Genomic DNA, 14,822 nt, shown 5'->3' with positions numbered 1-14,822 from the left:
AGAGGAAGTTCGGGACGACTCTGTGGGAAAGCTGTGGATAAGTACGTAAACCTGATAAAACTCTCGGTCGGATCGGAAAGCGTCGACACGCTGATCGAGTGGCAGGACAGCCGCAAACCGCTTTATGAGGACGGGTGCCCGCGCCACGTCACCCGCATGTGGCCCAAACGCGAGGCCGAGATTCTGAATGGCGGATCAATATATTGGGTGATCAAGGGTGTCATTCAGTGCCGTCAGCGTATCCGGCGGTTGGACGAAGTACGCGGCGAAGACGGTATCCGCCGCTGCGCCATTGTGCTGGATCCCGAGGTGCACCGAACCCAAACTGCCCTGAAACGCCCGTTCCAGGGCTGGCGTTATCTGAAACCCGAAGACACCCCTGCCGACCTACCGCAGGGGCGCGAGCAGGACGATGCCCTGCCCGACGATCTTAACCGCGCGCTGGCGGAAATCGGGGTGCTTTAATCAGCTCAGACGATCCATTACTTCGGACAGAACGGCCTTGCTGTCGTCGTTATAGCTAGCCACCCGACTGCGCCAAAGCGTTGCCTGCGATTGCAGGATCAGCCCATCCGTCAGGATTTTCAGGTGGTTCGCCCGCAGGGTTTCACCGGTCGAGGTGATATCCGCTATCGCCTCGGCCGTTTCATTCACGACGGTGCCCTCGGTCGCGCCCTGGCTGTCCACGAGCGTGTAATCCGCCACACCTGCCTCGGTCAGAAACTCGCGCACCAGCCGATGGTATTTCGTGGCAATCCGCAGCCGGTGGCCATGCGCCTTGCGGAAGGCCGCCGCCGCGGCATCCAGATCGTCCAGCGTATCGACATCCACCCAGCAGGCAGGCGTAGCAATGATCAGATCCGCCTTGCCGAACCCCAGTTTCGAGACCTGCTCAACCTGCTGTTCCCAGCGCGGTAGTTTCTCTTGCACCAGATCTGTTCCGGTGACGCCCAGATGAATGCGCCCGGCAGCCAGTTCGCGTGGGATTTCCCCGGCCGACAGCAGGATCAACGATACCCCGTCGATCCCTTCGACCTTACCCGCGTATTCCCGATCCGACCCGCTCCGCGACAGGGTGATGCCGCGCTTTTCGAACCACGAGAAGGTTTTCTCCATCAACCGGCCCTTGGAGGGCACGCCAAGTTTCAGGCTCATTGCGCGTCCTCCTCGATCTCGAGCATCAGGTCCGGGCGGATCACGCCACCCACGGCGGGGATTTCTGCCCCGTTGCCCAATTGCCGTGTCAGCGCGTCATAGCGCCCACCGGTCGCGATGGGCGGCAGGTCCGGGCGTCCCTCGGCGTAAAAACCAAAGACGAACCCGTCGTAATACTCCATCGAAGTGCGGCCATAGGCAGCCTCGAAATCCAACGTCTCGACATCGACACCACGCGCCTGAAGCGAAGCGATCCGAGCCTCAAGCCGGTTCAGCGCTGGCGTGATCTGCGGCAAATCGACTGCCACATCGCGCAACTGTTCCAACGCAAATGGCATGGTTTCGCGCACGTTCAGCAGCGTTTCCAACCCGGCCAGTTCGTTGTCCGAAATTGGCGGCGTTTCGCGATCTTCGCGCAGAGCTTCGATCCGCGCCTCGATCTCGGACGCGCGACGCTTGCCAATCATTGGGACGTCACCATCCAGCGGGTTTTCGGCGTCCAGAAGTGTATCGCGCCCTTCAGGGCCGGGCTTACGCCCAGCGTAACGTTCCAGCAGAATTCGGAACCGGCGTGGACGCCACAAATGCCGCATCAATGCAGCTTTACGGCGATCTGTCGTGCGCAAACCCTGCACCGCCGCCGTCAGGATACCGATATCCCCGGTCGCCGCGCGCAAAGGCAAGCCACGCAGTTGCAATGCGAACAGCGAGAATACCTCGGCATCCGCCCCGGCAGGATCATTGCGGTCGAAGACTTCGTAACCAACCTGAACGTACTCATTGGACCGGTCCGGGTCGTGCTCTTGTCGCCGGAAGACTTCACCGGAATAGGTATAGCGTGCGGGCTCAGCGCCCTCGCTCATATGCATCTGAACCACCGGCATGGTGAAATCCGGGCGCAGCATCTGTTCGCCGCGTAACGCGTCCGAGGTCACATAGGCACGGGCCCGGATATCTTCACCATAGAGGTCCAGCAGGGTTTCGGCCGGCTGCAACAGAGGCGGGTCCACGACCTGCGCCCCGGCGGCCTCAAAACGCACCCGCATCATCGCGGCACGGGCCTGAATCTGGGAACGGTTGGGCATGGGTCAGTCCTGACTGTTCAGAATTTCACGCACCTTGGCGACCAGATCGCCACGCGGCACTTCGAACTGGCTGGGGCGTTCTTTCCACTCCTCCAGCGTTGCGCTTTCGGCAATCTTCGCACCAAGGATCAGGTCCTTGATCTGCACGATACCGTTGGCCTTTTCGTCGCCGCCTTCGATCACTGCAATCGGAGAGTTCCGCTTATCCGCATATTTCAGCTGATTGCCGAAGTTTTTGGGGTTGCCCAGATAAACTTCGGCCCGGATGCCCGCATTGCGCAGCTCTGCCACCATCGCCTGATAATCGGCCATGCGATCACGATCCATGACTGTGACAACGACGGGTCCCGTAGCCCGCGCGGCGATCCGTCCCTTTTCGCGCAGAGCGGCCAGCAGCCGATCGACGCCGATGGAAATACCGGTCGCAGGCACTTCCTGTCCGGTAAACCGTTTGACCAGATCGTCGTAACGCCCACCGCCCGAGACAGACCCGAACTGCCGCTTGCGGCCTTTCTCGTCGAAAATCTCGAAGGTCAGTTCAGCCTCATAGACCGGCCCGGTGTAGTACCCCAGACCACGCACAACAGAAGGGTCGATCTCGATCCGGTCCGCGCCGTAGCCACCCGCATCCAGCAACGCGCCAATCTGTTCCATCTCGGCAATCCCGTCCGCGCCGATCTTGCTGTCGCCGACAGCGGCGCGCAGGTTGGCCAGCGTACCGACGGTGTCGGCGGCTTTGGACGTCAGGAAGGCAATCACAGGCTCGGCCTGATCGTCGCTGAGACCCACACCGTCGATGAACGCGCCTGAGGCATCCAGACGGCCTTTTGTCAGCAACTCGCGCACACCCTGTTCACCTACCTTGTCGAACTTGTCGATGGTGCGCAGAACGTTGTCGCGGGCAGCGGCGTCTTCTCCAAGGCCCATCGCCTCAAGCACGCCGTTCAAAACCTTGCGGTTGTTCACCCGCACCAGATAGTCACCGCGAGGAATGCCGACGGTCTCAAGCGTATCAGACAGCATCGCGCAGATCTCGGCATCAGCGGCCATCGAAGCCGTGCCCACCGTATCCGCATCACACTGATAGAATTGGCGAAAGCGACCCGGCCCCGGCTTTTCGTTGCGCCAGACCGGGCCCATCGCGTAGCGGCGGTAAGGCGTGGGCAGATCGTTGCGGTGCTGCGCATACACGCGAGCCAGAGGCGCGGTCAGGTCATAACGCAGGGCCATCCAGTCGCCCTTGTCGTTCTCATCAACCTCTTGCCACGCAAAAACGCCTTCGTTCGGGCGATCCACGTCGGGCAGGAATTTGCCCAATGCCTCGACGGTTTCAACCGCGCTGCTCTCCAGGGCGTCGAAACCGTACCGATGATAGACGTCCGCGATAGCCCGCAGCATCTCGGTGCGCTGCGTGACTTCCTGGCCGAAATAGTCGCGGAACCCTTTTGGCGTTACGGCCTTGGGGCGGGGCTGTTTCTTGGGCTTGGCCATGTGGGGCGTCCTTGGGAGTATACTTGTTCCGCGCGCGGTCTATCTCATGGTCTGTGCCGGGGCAAGGCGCGCTTTCTCTGGTGTTGGCGTCACAGGCTCGCTATGACCGGCGCAGAGACAGGAGCCCCCAATGCAGCATCTGGAAGAACAGATCGCCCATCTGACCCGCACGGTTGAAGAGTTGAATTCGGTCGTCACCCGCCAGCAGGACGAGATCGACCGCCTGACCCGCCGGGTCGAAATGCTGTTGCAACGCGAGGCCGAACGGGCGCAGGAAGGATCGGGTGGGGTCGTGCTGGGCGACGAACGCCCACCACACTACTGACGTTACAACCCCAGCGTCGTTTTCACCGCATTGTCGACCACTCCGCCCAACAAAGCGTCCTTATCCTCGGCGCAGCCTTCGGCCAGCGCAGACAGAAACGTCTCGCGCAGTGCGGCCTTGTCCTCGTCCGAGGTCGCGTGCTCCTCGATGTTGATCTGACGATTATAGATCGACAGGGCCGTCATCTTTTCGACGACTGCATGAATGTAGGTTTCGTCCCCATCAGCCTCTTCGACGACCGAAGCGCAGGTGTGGTACATCACCGGCAGCGCATCCTGCACCATCTGTTCTGCTGCATCGTCAGCCTGCCCCAACCCAGGCGCGACCAGAAGCGCAGCACAAGTGAAAACTCTGAGATTATCAAAACGCATAGCACTCACTTCCAGTTATGTCCGATAATGGCACCAGCCACAGCACCGGCTGCCGCACCTTTACCATCGCCGATCAAAGCACCAACACCGGCACCAATCAGAGCGCCCTCAATCGTATTTTTCTTCTTTTTGTCATCCGCCAGCCCTGCAGACGCGATCGCCAGAGTTGCGGCGGCGGCTAAAGTGAATGCCCTGAATCCAATACCTGAAATCGCCATATCGGAGCCCTCCTGTGACATGACCCAAAAGGTTACGTCTCAAGCCTAGCCCCGCATTTTCCGTGTGGCAACAAAACGGTGGCTCAGATTTCCTCGACCGACATCACCCCATCCAGCGATTTGATCGCCCCTTTGATCTGAGGGTTGATCGGGAAATCCTGCCCCAGATCCATTTCCACGTCACCCGGTAGACTCGGATCAAGCAGGCACAAGTGGATCGGGCCCTTAGACGCGCCCTTGGCCACGCCGGCGGCGTCTTCCAGGACTTTGGCAACAGTAGGCAATACCTGTGGTTCGTCCACGAAGATACGCAAGCCGGTTGCACCGGCCTCGGCCACGACAGAATCCACCGGCCCAACAGACCGACCCAACAGTTTGAGTTGGTCGGATTCCATCGTCGCTTCGGCGGTCAGAACCACCTGGGCTCCGGTTTCCAGGAACTCGCGCGATTTCTCCAGCGTTTCCGAGAACAGCGTGACCTCATAAGCCCCGGTTGGATCCGAGAGTTGGGCAAAGGCAAAACGATTGCCGCGCGCGGATTTGCGTTCCTGTCGTCCGGCGACAACACCGGCCATCTTGGCGATCAATGGACCAGAGCGCGCCTTCTCCATCACCTCGTCCAGCGTCAGAACCTGCTTGCGCTTCAGCGCGGGCATGTAGTCGTCCAAAGGATGGCCGGAGAGATAAAAGCCGATGGCCTTGAATTCTTCACTCAGGCGCTCGGCCGGCAGCCAGTCCGGCGTCGTCGACAAGCGGGGTTCCGGCAGATCGTCCCCAGCCTCACCAAACAGCGACACCTGGTTCGAGTTCTTCTGATCATGGATCGCTGCCGAATATTGCACCAACGGATCCAGGCTTTCGAACACGCGGCGACGGTTCTTGTCCAACTGGTCGAACGCCCCGGCTCGTGCCAGCATTTCCAACGGGCGTTTGCCAACCTTCTTCAGATCGACCCGACGCGCGAAGTCGAACAGGTTCACGAACGGCTTGTCGCCCCGCCCTTCTACGACCAGATTCATCGCCTCGGCACCCACATTCTTGAGCGCGCCCAGCGCATAGACCAACTCACCGTTCACCACGTCGAACGTCGCCAGCGAACGGTTCACACACGGCGGCACATAGGGCAGCTCAAGTCCCTTGCGAACCTCCTCGAAATAGACCGCCAACTTGTCTGTCAGGTGAATATCGCAATTCATGACGCCAGCCATGAACTCGACCGGGTGGTTCGCCTTCAGCCAACCGGTCTGATAGCTCACCACCGCATAGGCGGCGGCGTGGGATTTGTTGAAGCCGTAGTTGGCGAATTTCTCCAGCAGGTCGAAGACTTCACTGGCCTTCTTAGCATCCACGCCATTCTCACCCGCGCCTTTCTCGAATTTCGGGCGTTCGGCGTCCATTGCCTCTTTGATCTTTTTACCCATCGCGCGGCGCAGCAGGTCGGCGCCACCAAGGCTATATCCCGCCATCACCTGCGCGATCTGCATCACCTGTTCCTGATAGACGATGATACCTTGGGTTTCCTCAAGGATGTGGTCGATCAGGGGATGGACGGATTCAATCTTGCGCAGCCCGTTCTTGACCTCGCAATAAGTCGGAATGTTCTCCATCGGACCGGGACGGTAAAGCGCCACAAGGGCCACGATATCCTCGATGCACGTCGGCTTCATGCGCTTGAGCGCGTCCATCATGCCCGAGGATTCCACCTGGAATACCGCTACCGTCTTGGCCGCCGAATAGAGCTTATACGTCGCCTCGTCATCCAGCGGGATCGCGTTGATCTGGTTTTCGGCCCCGTCCGCGGGTTCATATAGTTCTGTACCATCGGCCGCGACATGCAGGGGACGCCCGGATTTGAAGATCAGATCCATCGCGTTCTGGATCACGGTCAGCGTCTTCAGGCCCAGAAAGTCGAACTTCACCAGCCCGGCCTGTTCCACCCATTTCATGTTGAACTGGGTCGCAGGCATGTCGGACCGAGGGTCCTGATAGAGCGGCACCAGCGCGTCCAGCGGGCGATCCCCAATCACCACGCCCGCCGCGTGGGTCGAGGCGTTGCGCAGCAGCCCTTCGACCTGCTGGCCGTAGGTGAGCAGACGATCCACCACCTCTTCGCTGCGCGCCTCTTCGCGCAGTCGGGGCTCGTCTTTCAGTGCCTTTTCAATGGAGACAGGTTTCACACCCTCAACAGGGATCATCTTGGACAGACGGTCCACCTGCCCATAGGGCATTTGCAGCACCCGCCCGATATCGCGCACGGCGGCCTTCGACAGCAAAGCACCAAAGGTGATGATTTGCCCCACCTTGTCGCGCCCGTATTTCTGCTGCACGTAGCGGATCACTTCTTCGCGGCGATCCATGCAGAAGTCGATGTCGAAATCGGGCATTGAAACCCGTTCGGGGTTCAGAAACCGCTCGAACAGCAGCGAATAACGCAGCGGGTCAAGGTCGGTGATCGTCAGCGCGTAGGCCACCAGAGACCCCGCACCCGAGCCCCGTCCCGGCCCCACCGGAATGTCGTGATCCTTGGCCCATTGGATAAAGTCCGCAACGATCAGGAAGTAACCGGGAAACCCCATGCCTTCGATGATGCCCAGTTCGAAATCCAGCCGTTCCTGGTACTCCTCAGGCGTCACCGCATGTGGGATAACCGCCAGACGTTTCTGCAAGCCTTCATTTGCAATCCGGCGCAATTCGGCAACCTCGTCATCGGCGAATTTGGGCAGGATCGGATCGCGACGATAGGCCATGAAGGCGCAGCGTTTGGCAATCTCGACCGTGTTCTCGATGGCCTCGGGCAAGTCTGCAAACAGAGTGACCATTTCCTGCTGCGACTTGAAATAGTGCTGCGCAGTCAGACGGCGGCGGCCGTCCTGCTGGTCGACATAGGCGCCCTCGGCAATACAGATCAGTGCATCATGCGCCTCGTACATGTCCGAGGTCGGGAAATAGACGTCGTTGGTGGCCACCAGCGGCAGATTCCTGGCATAAGCCATCTCGACATGGCCACGCTCAGTCAGGCGTTCAGCCTCAGGCTGCCCACCCTCGCCGGGATGGCGCTGAAGTTCGATATAGAGGCGATCCGGGAACATCGCGGCCAGCCGATCCACCAAGGCCTCGGCAACCGGGCGCTGACCTAGTTGCAGCAATCGACCCACAGGCCCATCCGGACCGCCAGACAGACAAATCAGACCATCCGACCGTTCAGAAAGTTCCTCCAGCGTCACTTGCGGTAGTTGCCCGCCTTTGTCCACATATAGGCAAGAGCTGAGCTTCATCAGGTTTTCGTAACCGACCTCGGACTGCGCCAACAGCACCAGCGGCGCAGGCAGTTTGGGCTTTTCACCCGGTTGCGCCTGAACGTAGGTCAGATCGACCTGACAGCCCATGATCGGCTGTACCCCAGTCCCGCTAGCGGTGACCGAAAACTCCAGAGCCGAGAACATGCTGTTGGTATCTGTGACCGCGACGGCGGGCATCCGCATCTTCTCGCACAGACCCGGCAGCTTTTTCAGCCGCACGGCGCCTTCCAGCAGGGAATATTCAGTGTGAACGCGGAGATGAATGAATCGAGGAGTACTGCTCATAACGCCTACGCTATCCCAGCCAGCGGCGCGGCAAAAGCGGTAACCGCAGCTTCGAAACGCTTTAAAAACCTGCCATGATTATTCGGTTTTTTTAGAAGGTGCTTCGGCAGGCTTGAATCGCTTGGAACAGAAAACGCTTTGGTTTCAACCGACTGGCCACTAAACTTGTGCAATAATCAACTGCCGTCGAGGCGTAATGATACATCATGCAGGCAGTTTTTCTTGCCAGATCACGCATGCTGTTTCTAACATCTGATGGTAAGCCACCGGCCCGCTTCTCTTTCTACGTCGCATCGAAGGAGGGCACCACAGGGCGAAACCAGGTAAGGCGACGGGTTTCTCGTATGAATATCACGTTTCTTCTGAATGGAGAGACAGTGGAGTTGTCGGATGTCGATCCAACCGCAACCCTGCTGGATTGGCTACGCGAGGATCGCGGCCTGACCGGCACCAAAGAAGGCTGCAACGAAGGCGACTGCGGGGCCTGCACCGTTATGGTGACGGACGAGGGCGGCGCTAAAGCTCTGAATTCCTGCATCCTGTTCCTGCCTCAACTGCACGGCAAAGCGGTGCGCACTGTCGAAGGTGCGAGCGGTCCGAACGGAGAGGCCCATCCGGCACAGCAGGCGATGGTAGACCTGCATGGTTCACAATGCGGTTTCTGCACACCCGGGTTTGTTATGTCGATGGTTGCAAGCCACACCAATGGCGCGACGGATCACGACACACAGCTTGCGGGGAACCTGTGCCGATGCACAGGTTACGCGCCGATCATCCGAGCGGCGAAAGCGGCCGAGGAGCATCCCGTACCCGTATGGGTCAAGGACAAGCCGGTCGCCCCACAGGCCACGTCGTCGATGCTGCCCGGCTCATCCGACGAATTGGCCGCAGTCTACGCAAAGCGCCCGGATGCCACGCTGGTCGCAGGCGCAACCGATGTGGGCCTCTGGGTCACCAAGCAGCTGCGCGATCTGGACCCGGTGATTTTCCTCAACCGTTGCGACGATTTGAAAGAGATCGCCATCACCGATGACGAAATCCGTTTCGGCGCCATGGTCGACATGAACCGCATGGGTGGGGCATTGGCCGGGCTTCACCCCTCCTATGCCGAGATGATCCGCCGTTACGCCAGCGTTCAGGTGCGCCACGCGGCCACCGTCGGCGGAAACATCGCCAATGGCTCACCCATCGGGGATAATCCGCCCGCGCTGATTGCATTGGGCGCGACATTGCATCTGCGCAAGGGTGACGCGCGCCGGTCGATCCCGCTGGAAGATTTCTTCATCGACTATGGCAAGCAAGACCGTGCCCCCGGCGAGTTCGTCGAAGCGGTCAGTTTCCCGCGTCAGACAGATCGTCTGAAAACCTACAAGCTCAGCAAACGGTTCGATCAGGATATTTCGGCCGTCTGCGGGTGTTTCTACATTACCGTTTCGGACGGCACTGTCACGCAGGCGCGCATCGCCTTTGGAGGCATGGCCGCCATTCCGAAACGAGCAACCAACGTCGAGGCCGCACTGATCGGCAAGCCGTGGACGCACGAAACCATTCAAGCCGCGCTGCCATCTTTTGCCAAGGATTTCACGCCACTAACGGACATGCGCGCCTCGGCCACCTACCGTCTGGAGACCGCCAAGGCGATGCTCGAGCGGTACTTCCTTGAGGATCAGGGCGAAACGACAAACGTTCTGGAGGTGTCGGCATGAGTGTAACCAATCCCCTCCCCCATGACGCAGCACCCTTGCATGTGTCCGGCACCGCCCGCTACGTGGACGACATCCCGACGCCCAAAGGGTCGTTACATCTGGCTTTCGGCCTCAGCCCGATTGCCAAGGGCAAGATCACGGCGATGGACCTGTCCGCGGTGAAAGCCGCCGAAGGGGTCGTTATGGTGATGACCGCCGATGACCTGCCTTTCGCCAACGACGTATCACCATCGATCCATGACGAACCATTGTTATCGGACGGAACCATTCACTATATTGGCCAGCCAGTATTCCTGGTAGTCGCTACCAGCCATCTGGCAGCCCGAAAGGCGGCGCGACTGGGCAAGGTCGACTACGCCGAAGAAACTCCGATCCTTACGATCGAAGAAGCTCTGGCGGCAGACAGCCGGTTTGAGGAAGGCCCACGCATCTACGCAAAAGGCGATGTGGATACCGCTATCGCCGGGTCCGCCCATGTCATCGAAGGCGGGTTCGAACTTGGCGGGCAGGAACATTTCTATCTGGAGGGCCAGGCCGCGCTGGCCGTGCCCAATGAAGGCGTGGACATGCTGGTGCATTCCTCGACCCAGCACCCGACAGAGATTCAGCACAAAGTCGCGGACGCTCTGGGCGTTCCGATGCACGCTGTCCGGGTTGAAACCCGCCGCATGGGTGGAGGGTTCGGCGGCAAGGAAAGTCAGGGCAACGCGCTGGCTGTCGCTTGCGCCATAGCGGCCCGCGCGACCGGCAAGGCCTGCAAGATGCGCTATGACCGCGATGATGACATGACTATTACCGGCAAGCGCCACGCGTTCCGGATTTCCTACCGCGCCGGATTTGATGTGCATGGCCATATTCAGGGCGTTTCCTTCCTGCAATACGCCATTTGTGGTTGGGCGCAGGACCTGTCCCTGCCCGTCGCGGACCGTGCGATGCTGCATTCGGATAACGCCTATCTGCTGCCGAACGCCCGGATCGAAAGCCACCGGCTGAAGACCAATACCCAGTCTGCCACCGCCTATCGCGGATTCGGTGGTCCGCAAGGTATGATTGCTATTGAACGGGTGATGGATCACGCGGCGTATGAGCTGGGCCTGGACCCCGTCGAACTGCGGCGCCGCAACTATTACGAACCTGCCCATACGCCGGTTATGAACATCCCCCACCTGCCCGAGCGCCCGCTGGGCCATGTCGATCCACATGAAGAGCTGACAAGCCCCGGAAGGGTTGAACAGGTGAAAACCGCCCCGCCCGTCCGACCGGTCCCTGCTGACGGCAACACTACGCCCTACGGTATGGAAGTCACCGATTTCGAACTGCATGGAATGACAGAAACGTTGCTCAAGTCCAGCGACTATGCGTCCCGCAAAGCAGCCATCGAGAAGTGGAACGCTGAGAATTCCGTCATCAAGAAGGGTATCGCATTCTCTCCGGTCAAATTCGGCATTTCCTTTACGCTGACGCATCTCAACCAGGCGGGTGCGCTGGTGCATGTGTATCAGGACGGCTCGGTCCACCTGAACCATGGCGGCACCGAGATGGGCCAGGGCCTGTTCCAGAAAGTGGCCCAGGTGGCAGCTTCGCGCTTTGGCATACCGCCCGAGATGGTAAAGATCACCGCCACCGATACTGCGAAGGTGCCGAACACGTCGGCGACGGCGGCGTCCTCGGGCAGTGACCTGAACGGCATGGCGGTCAAGGCGGCGTGCGATACGATCCGCGCCCGGATGGCCGATTATCTGGCCCAACGGCATCAGGCAGATCCGTCCACTGTGACTTTTTCTAATGGCCATGTTTCGGTTGGCGAAGAGCGATACAGCTTTGCCGAGGCCGCAGCGCTGACCTATCAGGGGCGCGTCAGCCTGTCGGCAACTGGGTTCTACAAGACTCCCAAGATCGAGTGGGACCGGATCAAAGGCCGCGGTCGCCCGTTCTTTTACTTCGCCTATGGCGCGTCGATTACCGAGGTCGCAGTCGACACGCTGACTGGTGAAAACCGCATCCTTCGTACGGACATCCTGCATGACGCAGGCGCGTCACTGAACCCGGCGCTGGACATCGGACAGGTCGAAGGCGGCTATGTCCAGGGTGCAGGCTGGCTGACAACCGAGGAACTGGTCTGGGACGGCAAGGGCAACCTGCAAACCCACGCGCCGTCGACCTACAAAATCCCTGCCTGCTCGGATCGGCCCGACATCTTCAACGTGGCTCTCTGGGATGGCGCAAACCGTGAAGACACGATCTACCGCTCGAAAGCAGTCGGAGAGCCGCCATTCATGCTGGGTATTTCAGCCTGGCTGGCCTTGTCGAACGCGGTGGCGGCCTGCGGGGACAGCTATCCGGCATTGGATGCCCCAGCCACAGCCGAGGAAGTTTGGCGCGGTATCCAAAGGGTAAAAGGAGGTACCTGATGGGATTTGATCGGGAGGCTTTGAGGGAGGCGGTCAAAACCCACGGAAAAGTGGTCCGGGTGGTTATCGCCGGGATCAAGGGATCGTCCCCCCGCGAAATTGGTGCTGCTATGCTTGTTTGGGAGGATGGGCAATCCGGTACCATTGGTGGCGGTACGCTGGAATTTCAGGCGACCGAGGCTGCAAGAACTCAAACGGCACCGTCGCGCCTGACACAACACGCCCTTGGCCCCGATCTTGGTCAGTGCTGCGGCGGCGCGGTGACATTGTTCAGCGAGGTCTATGACCTGGATGCAGTGGACAGGCTGGACGATAAGATAATCGCCCGCCCGGTTTCCAAGAGCGAAATGCCCCTGTCGGTCAAGCGCCTGCTGGCGCAGGCGCGCGGTCAAGGCGTTGAACCAGATTCCCAACTGGTTGATGGCTGGATGGTCGAGCCGGTTCACCAACCCGCCCGCAATCTGTGGATCTGGGGGGCTGGGCATGTGGGTCGAGCTCTGGTCGATGTGCTGTCGCCCTTGCCTGATCTGGCGATCACCTGGGTCGACACCGGGCCCGAGCGATTCCCGGACACGGTGCCAAACGGTGTGACCGTCGTGCCAGCCGCCAAACCGGCCGAACTGGTACGCCATGCGCCAAACGATGCCGAGCATCTGGTGCTGACTTATTCACACAATCTGGATCTGGAACTGTGCAACAGGCTGCTTTCGCACGATTTTCGCTTTGCGGGGCTGATCGGCTCGGCTACGAAATGGGCGCGATTCCGGTCGCGGCTGGCGGCCCTCGGGCATCCGCCCGAACGGATTAGCCGGATCACCTGCCCAATTGGCGACCCGTCGCTGGGCAAACACCCGCAGATGATCGCCGTTGGCGTCGCAGCGCATATCCTGCGCCCGGCCCGGCAGAATGACTTGAAGAAGGACCTGAGCGCGTGACCACTCCACTTCTAAGCTTGCAAGGGCTGACCAAAGCCTATCCCGGCGTCGTGGCCAATGACCAGGTGTCCTTTGACATCGGCGAAGGTGAAGTTCACGCCCTGCTGGGCGAGAACGGCGCAGGAAAGTCCACGCTGGTGAAAATGATCTACGGGCTGGTGAAACCCGACAGCGGCACAATGCTGCTGCGCGGACAGCCCTTTGCGCCGCCTGAACCCCGCGCGGCCCGGGCAGACGGAATCGCGATGGTGTTCCAGCATTTCTCGTTGTTCGACGCACTGAACGTGGCAGAGAACATCGCGTTGGGGATGGAGAATCCGCCCCCGATGGGTGATCTGGCCTCGCGCATCCGCGAAGTGTCCGAGACATATGGTTTGCCGCTGGACCCATTCCGTACTGTTGGCGATCTGTCTGCCGGCGAACGTCAGCGGGTCGAGATCATTCGCTGCCTGCTGCAGGACCCCAAGCTGCTGATCATGGACGAACCAACATCGGTTTTAACGCCACAGGAAGTCGAGATCCTGTTTGAAACGCTGAATAAATTGCGGTCCGAAGGCACTTCGATCCTGTATATCTCGCACAAGCTGGAGGAAATCCGGACGCTGTGTGACCATGCCACGATCCTGCGTCTGGGCAAGAATGTGGGCGAATGTGTTCCGTCCGAGACCTCGGCGCGGGATATGGCTGAAATGATGGTGGGTTCGACCCTTCAGACACCGGAGCGCTCTGGCCGCGACTTTGGTGAGGTTGCGCTGGATGTCAGCGGCTTATCGGTGCCCTCGCCATCGGAATTCGGAACTGCGCTGAAGAACGTCCATATGAGGGTGCGCAAGGGCGAGGTACTGGGCATTGGCGGCGTCGCCGGGAACGGGCAGGACGAATTGTTGGGGGTACTTTCGGGTGAAATCCCGACAACGGCGGATGCGATCAAGTTCAATGGCCAACCAATTGGCAAGCTCGGTCCTACTGCGCGTCGCACGCTGGGTGTGCTGACCGCACCTGAAGAGCGCCTGGGTCATGCGGCGGCGCCGGATATGAGTCTGACCGAAAACGCCCTGCTGACCGGCTCGGTCCGGGAGGGATTGGAGAATAACGGCTTTCTGAAATGGGCTGAGACCAAGAGCTTTGCCGAGAAAATCATCAAGGATTTCGACGTGCGGACACCGGGGCCTGAAAACGCGGCGCGGTCGCTGTCGGGCGGCAACCTGCAGAAATTCGTGATCGGACGCGAGGTGTTGCAAAACCCCGATGTGCTGGTGGTGAACCAACCGACCTGGGGAGTGGATGCGGCGGCGGCGGCCTCGATCCGGCAGGCCATTCTTGATCTGGCGGCAAAGGGCACCGCGGTTGTCTGCATCAGTCAGGATCTGGATGAACTGATGGAAATATCAGACAGTTTCGCCGCGCTGAACGAAGGGCGGCTGAGCGCACCACGCCCAACCACGGGCCTGACCGTGGACGAGGTCGGCCTGATGATGGGCGGCGCGCATGGAATGGAGGTGGCACATGTGTGATCAACCGGGCCGCTTTCGGCAAGAAAG

At 60.1% G+C, this 14,822-nt stretch carries 12 protein-coding genes; 6 read left to right on the top strand and 6 right to left on the bottom strand.

Going from position 1 to position 14,822, the window contains the following annotated elements; translation table 11 throughout:
• The first annotated feature begins 33 nt into the window (after positions 1–33).
• Positions 34–465: a DUF1489 family protein gene (locus GOX66_RS15900; protein ID WP_170763721.1), complete on the top strand. Its 432-nt coding sequence runs from the start codon at positions 34–36 to the stop codon at positions 463–465.
• Here the strand turns inward: GOX66_RS15900 and hisG are convergent, their stop codons facing one another.
• Genes hisG through hisS form a run of 3 tightly spaced genes read right to left on the bottom strand, consistent with a single transcriptional unit; the run spans position 466 to position 3,731 of the window.
• Positions 466–1,155 (bottom strand): ATP phosphoribosyltransferase, encoded by a 690-nt coding sequence (gene hisG / locus GOX66_RS15895; protein ID WP_170763720.1) that lies wholly within the window; start codon positions 1,153–1,155, stop codon positions 466–468. It abuts the gene before it with no gap.
• Positions 1,152–2,240: an ATP phosphoribosyltransferase regulatory subunit gene (locus GOX66_RS15890; protein ID WP_170763719.1), complete on the bottom strand. Its 1,089-nt coding sequence runs from the start codon at positions 2,238–2,240 to the stop codon at positions 1,152–1,154. Before GOX66_RS15890 ends, hisG begins: the two co-directional genes overlap by 4 nt.
• A gap of 3 nt (positions 2,241–2,243) precedes the next feature.
• The gene (gene hisS / locus GOX66_RS15885) at positions 2,244–3,731 is read right to left on the bottom strand and encodes a histidine--tRNA ligase (protein WP_170763718.1); all 1,488 of its coding nucleotides are present in this window, start codon (positions 3,729–3,731) and stop codon (positions 2,244–2,246) included.
• 130 nt (positions 3,732–3,861) lie between these two features.
• Here hisS and GOX66_RS15880 point away from each other — a divergent pair, with 130 nt between their 5' ends.
• The gene (locus GOX66_RS15880; RefSeq protein ID WP_170763717.1) at positions 3,862–4,056 is read left to right on the top strand and encodes a SlyX family protein; all 195 of its coding nucleotides are present in this window, start codon (positions 3,862–3,864) and stop codon (positions 4,054–4,056) included.
• A 2-nt stretch (positions 4,057–4,058) separates the two neighbouring features.
• Here the strand turns inward: GOX66_RS15880 and GOX66_RS15875 are convergent, their stop codons facing one another.
• The 3 genes from GOX66_RS15875 to dnaE form a co-directional block, all read right to left on the bottom strand.
• Positions 4,059–4,427, bottom strand: coding sequence for a hypothetical protein (locus tag GOX66_RS15875; protein WP_170763716.1), 369 nt, complete (start codon positions 4,425–4,427; stop codon positions 4,059–4,061).
• Between the two features lie 5 nt (positions 4,428–4,432).
• Positions 4,433–4,645: a hypothetical protein gene (locus GOX66_RS15870; protein WP_170763715.1), complete on the bottom strand. Its 213-nt coding sequence runs from the start codon at positions 4,643–4,645 to the stop codon at positions 4,433–4,435.
• 83 nt (positions 4,646–4,728) lie between these two features.
• Complete coding sequence (dnaE, locus tag GOX66_RS15865; protein ID WP_170763714.1) at positions 4,729–8,229, bottom strand: DNA polymerase III subunit alpha; 3,501 nt, start codon at positions 8,227–8,229, stop codon at positions 4,729–4,731.
• A 344-nt stretch (positions 8,230–8,573) separates the two neighbouring features.
• On the opposite strand from dnaE, the gene xdhA reads away from it, so the two are divergent.
• Genes xdhA through GOX66_RS15845 form a run of 4 tightly spaced genes read left to right on the top strand, consistent with a single transcriptional unit; the run spans position 8,574 to position 14,795 of the window.
• Complete coding sequence (gene xdhA / locus GOX66_RS15860) at positions 8,574–9,935, top strand: xanthine dehydrogenase small subunit (protein WP_170763713.1); 1,362 nt, start codon at positions 8,574–8,576, stop codon at positions 9,933–9,935.
• Positions 9,932–12,346, top strand: coding sequence for a xanthine dehydrogenase molybdopterin binding subunit (gene xdhB, locus GOX66_RS15855; RefSeq protein WP_170763712.1), 2,415 nt, complete (start codon positions 9,932–9,934; stop codon positions 12,344–12,346). The genes xdhA and xdhB overlap by 4 nt, the downstream gene beginning before the upstream one ends.
• A complete protein-coding gene (gene xdhC, locus GOX66_RS15850) occupies positions 12,346–13,281 on the top strand; it encodes a xanthine dehydrogenase accessory protein XdhC (RefSeq protein ID WP_170763711.1) in 936 nt (311 codons plus the stop codon). The genes xdhB and xdhC overlap by 1 nt, the downstream gene beginning before the upstream one ends.
• Positions 13,278–14,795: an ATP-binding cassette domain-containing protein gene (locus GOX66_RS15845; RefSeq protein ID WP_170763710.1), complete on the top strand. Its 1,518-nt coding sequence runs from the start codon at positions 13,278–13,280 to the stop codon at positions 14,793–14,795. Before xdhC ends, GOX66_RS15845 begins: the two co-directional genes overlap by 4 nt.
• The last annotated feature ends 27 nt before the right edge of the window (positions 14,796–14,822 follow it).

This window comes from Ruegeria lacuscaerulensis (genome assembly GCF_013031245.1).
Taxonomy (GTDB): Bacteria; Pseudomonadota; Alphaproteobacteria; order Rhodobacterales; family Rhodobacteraceae; genus Ruegeria; species Ruegeria lacuscaerulensis_C.
Note: the sequence above shows the minus strand (reverse complement) of the source record. Positions and strands in the feature narration are given on the sequence as shown.

Excerpts from the sequence above, each read along its gene's own strand:
- hisG (WP_170763720.1), bottom strand. The coding sequence starts at position 1,155 with ATGAGCCTGAAACTTGGCGTGCCCTCCAAGGGCCGGTTGATGGAGAAA.
- GOX66_RS15890 (WP_170763719.1), bottom strand. The coding sequence starts at position 2,240 with ATGCCCAACCGTTCCCAGATTCAGGCCCGTGCCGCGATGATGCGGGTG.
- hisS (WP_170763718.1), bottom strand. The coding sequence starts at position 3,731 with ATGGCCAAGCCCAAGAAACAGCCCCGCCCCAAGGCCGTAACGCCAAAA.
- GOX66_RS15880 (WP_170763717.1), top strand. The coding sequence starts at position 3,862 with ATGCAGCATCTGGAAGAACAGATCGCCCATCTGACCCGCACGGTTGAA.
- GOX66_RS15875 (WP_170763716.1), bottom strand. The coding sequence starts at position 4,427 with ATGCGTTTTGATAATCTCAGAGTTTTCACTTGTGCTGCGCTTCTGGTC.
- GOX66_RS15870 (WP_170763715.1), bottom strand. The coding sequence starts at position 4,645 with ATGGCGATTTCAGGTATTGGATTCAGGGCATTCACTTTAGCCGCCGCC.
- dnaE (WP_170763714.1), bottom strand. The coding sequence starts at position 8,229 with ATGAGCAGTACTCCTCGATTCATTCATCTCCGCGTTCACACTGAATAT.
- xdhA (WP_170763713.1), top strand. The coding sequence starts at position 8,574 with ATGAATATCACGTTTCTTCTGAATGGAGAGACAGTGGAGTTGTCGGAT.
- xdhB (WP_170763712.1), top strand. The coding sequence starts at position 9,932 with ATGAGTGTAACCAATCCCCTCCCCCATGACGCAGCACCCTTGCATGTG.
- xdhC (WP_170763711.1), top strand. The coding sequence starts at position 12,346 with ATGGGATTTGATCGGGAGGCTTTGAGGGAGGCGGTCAAAACCCACGGA.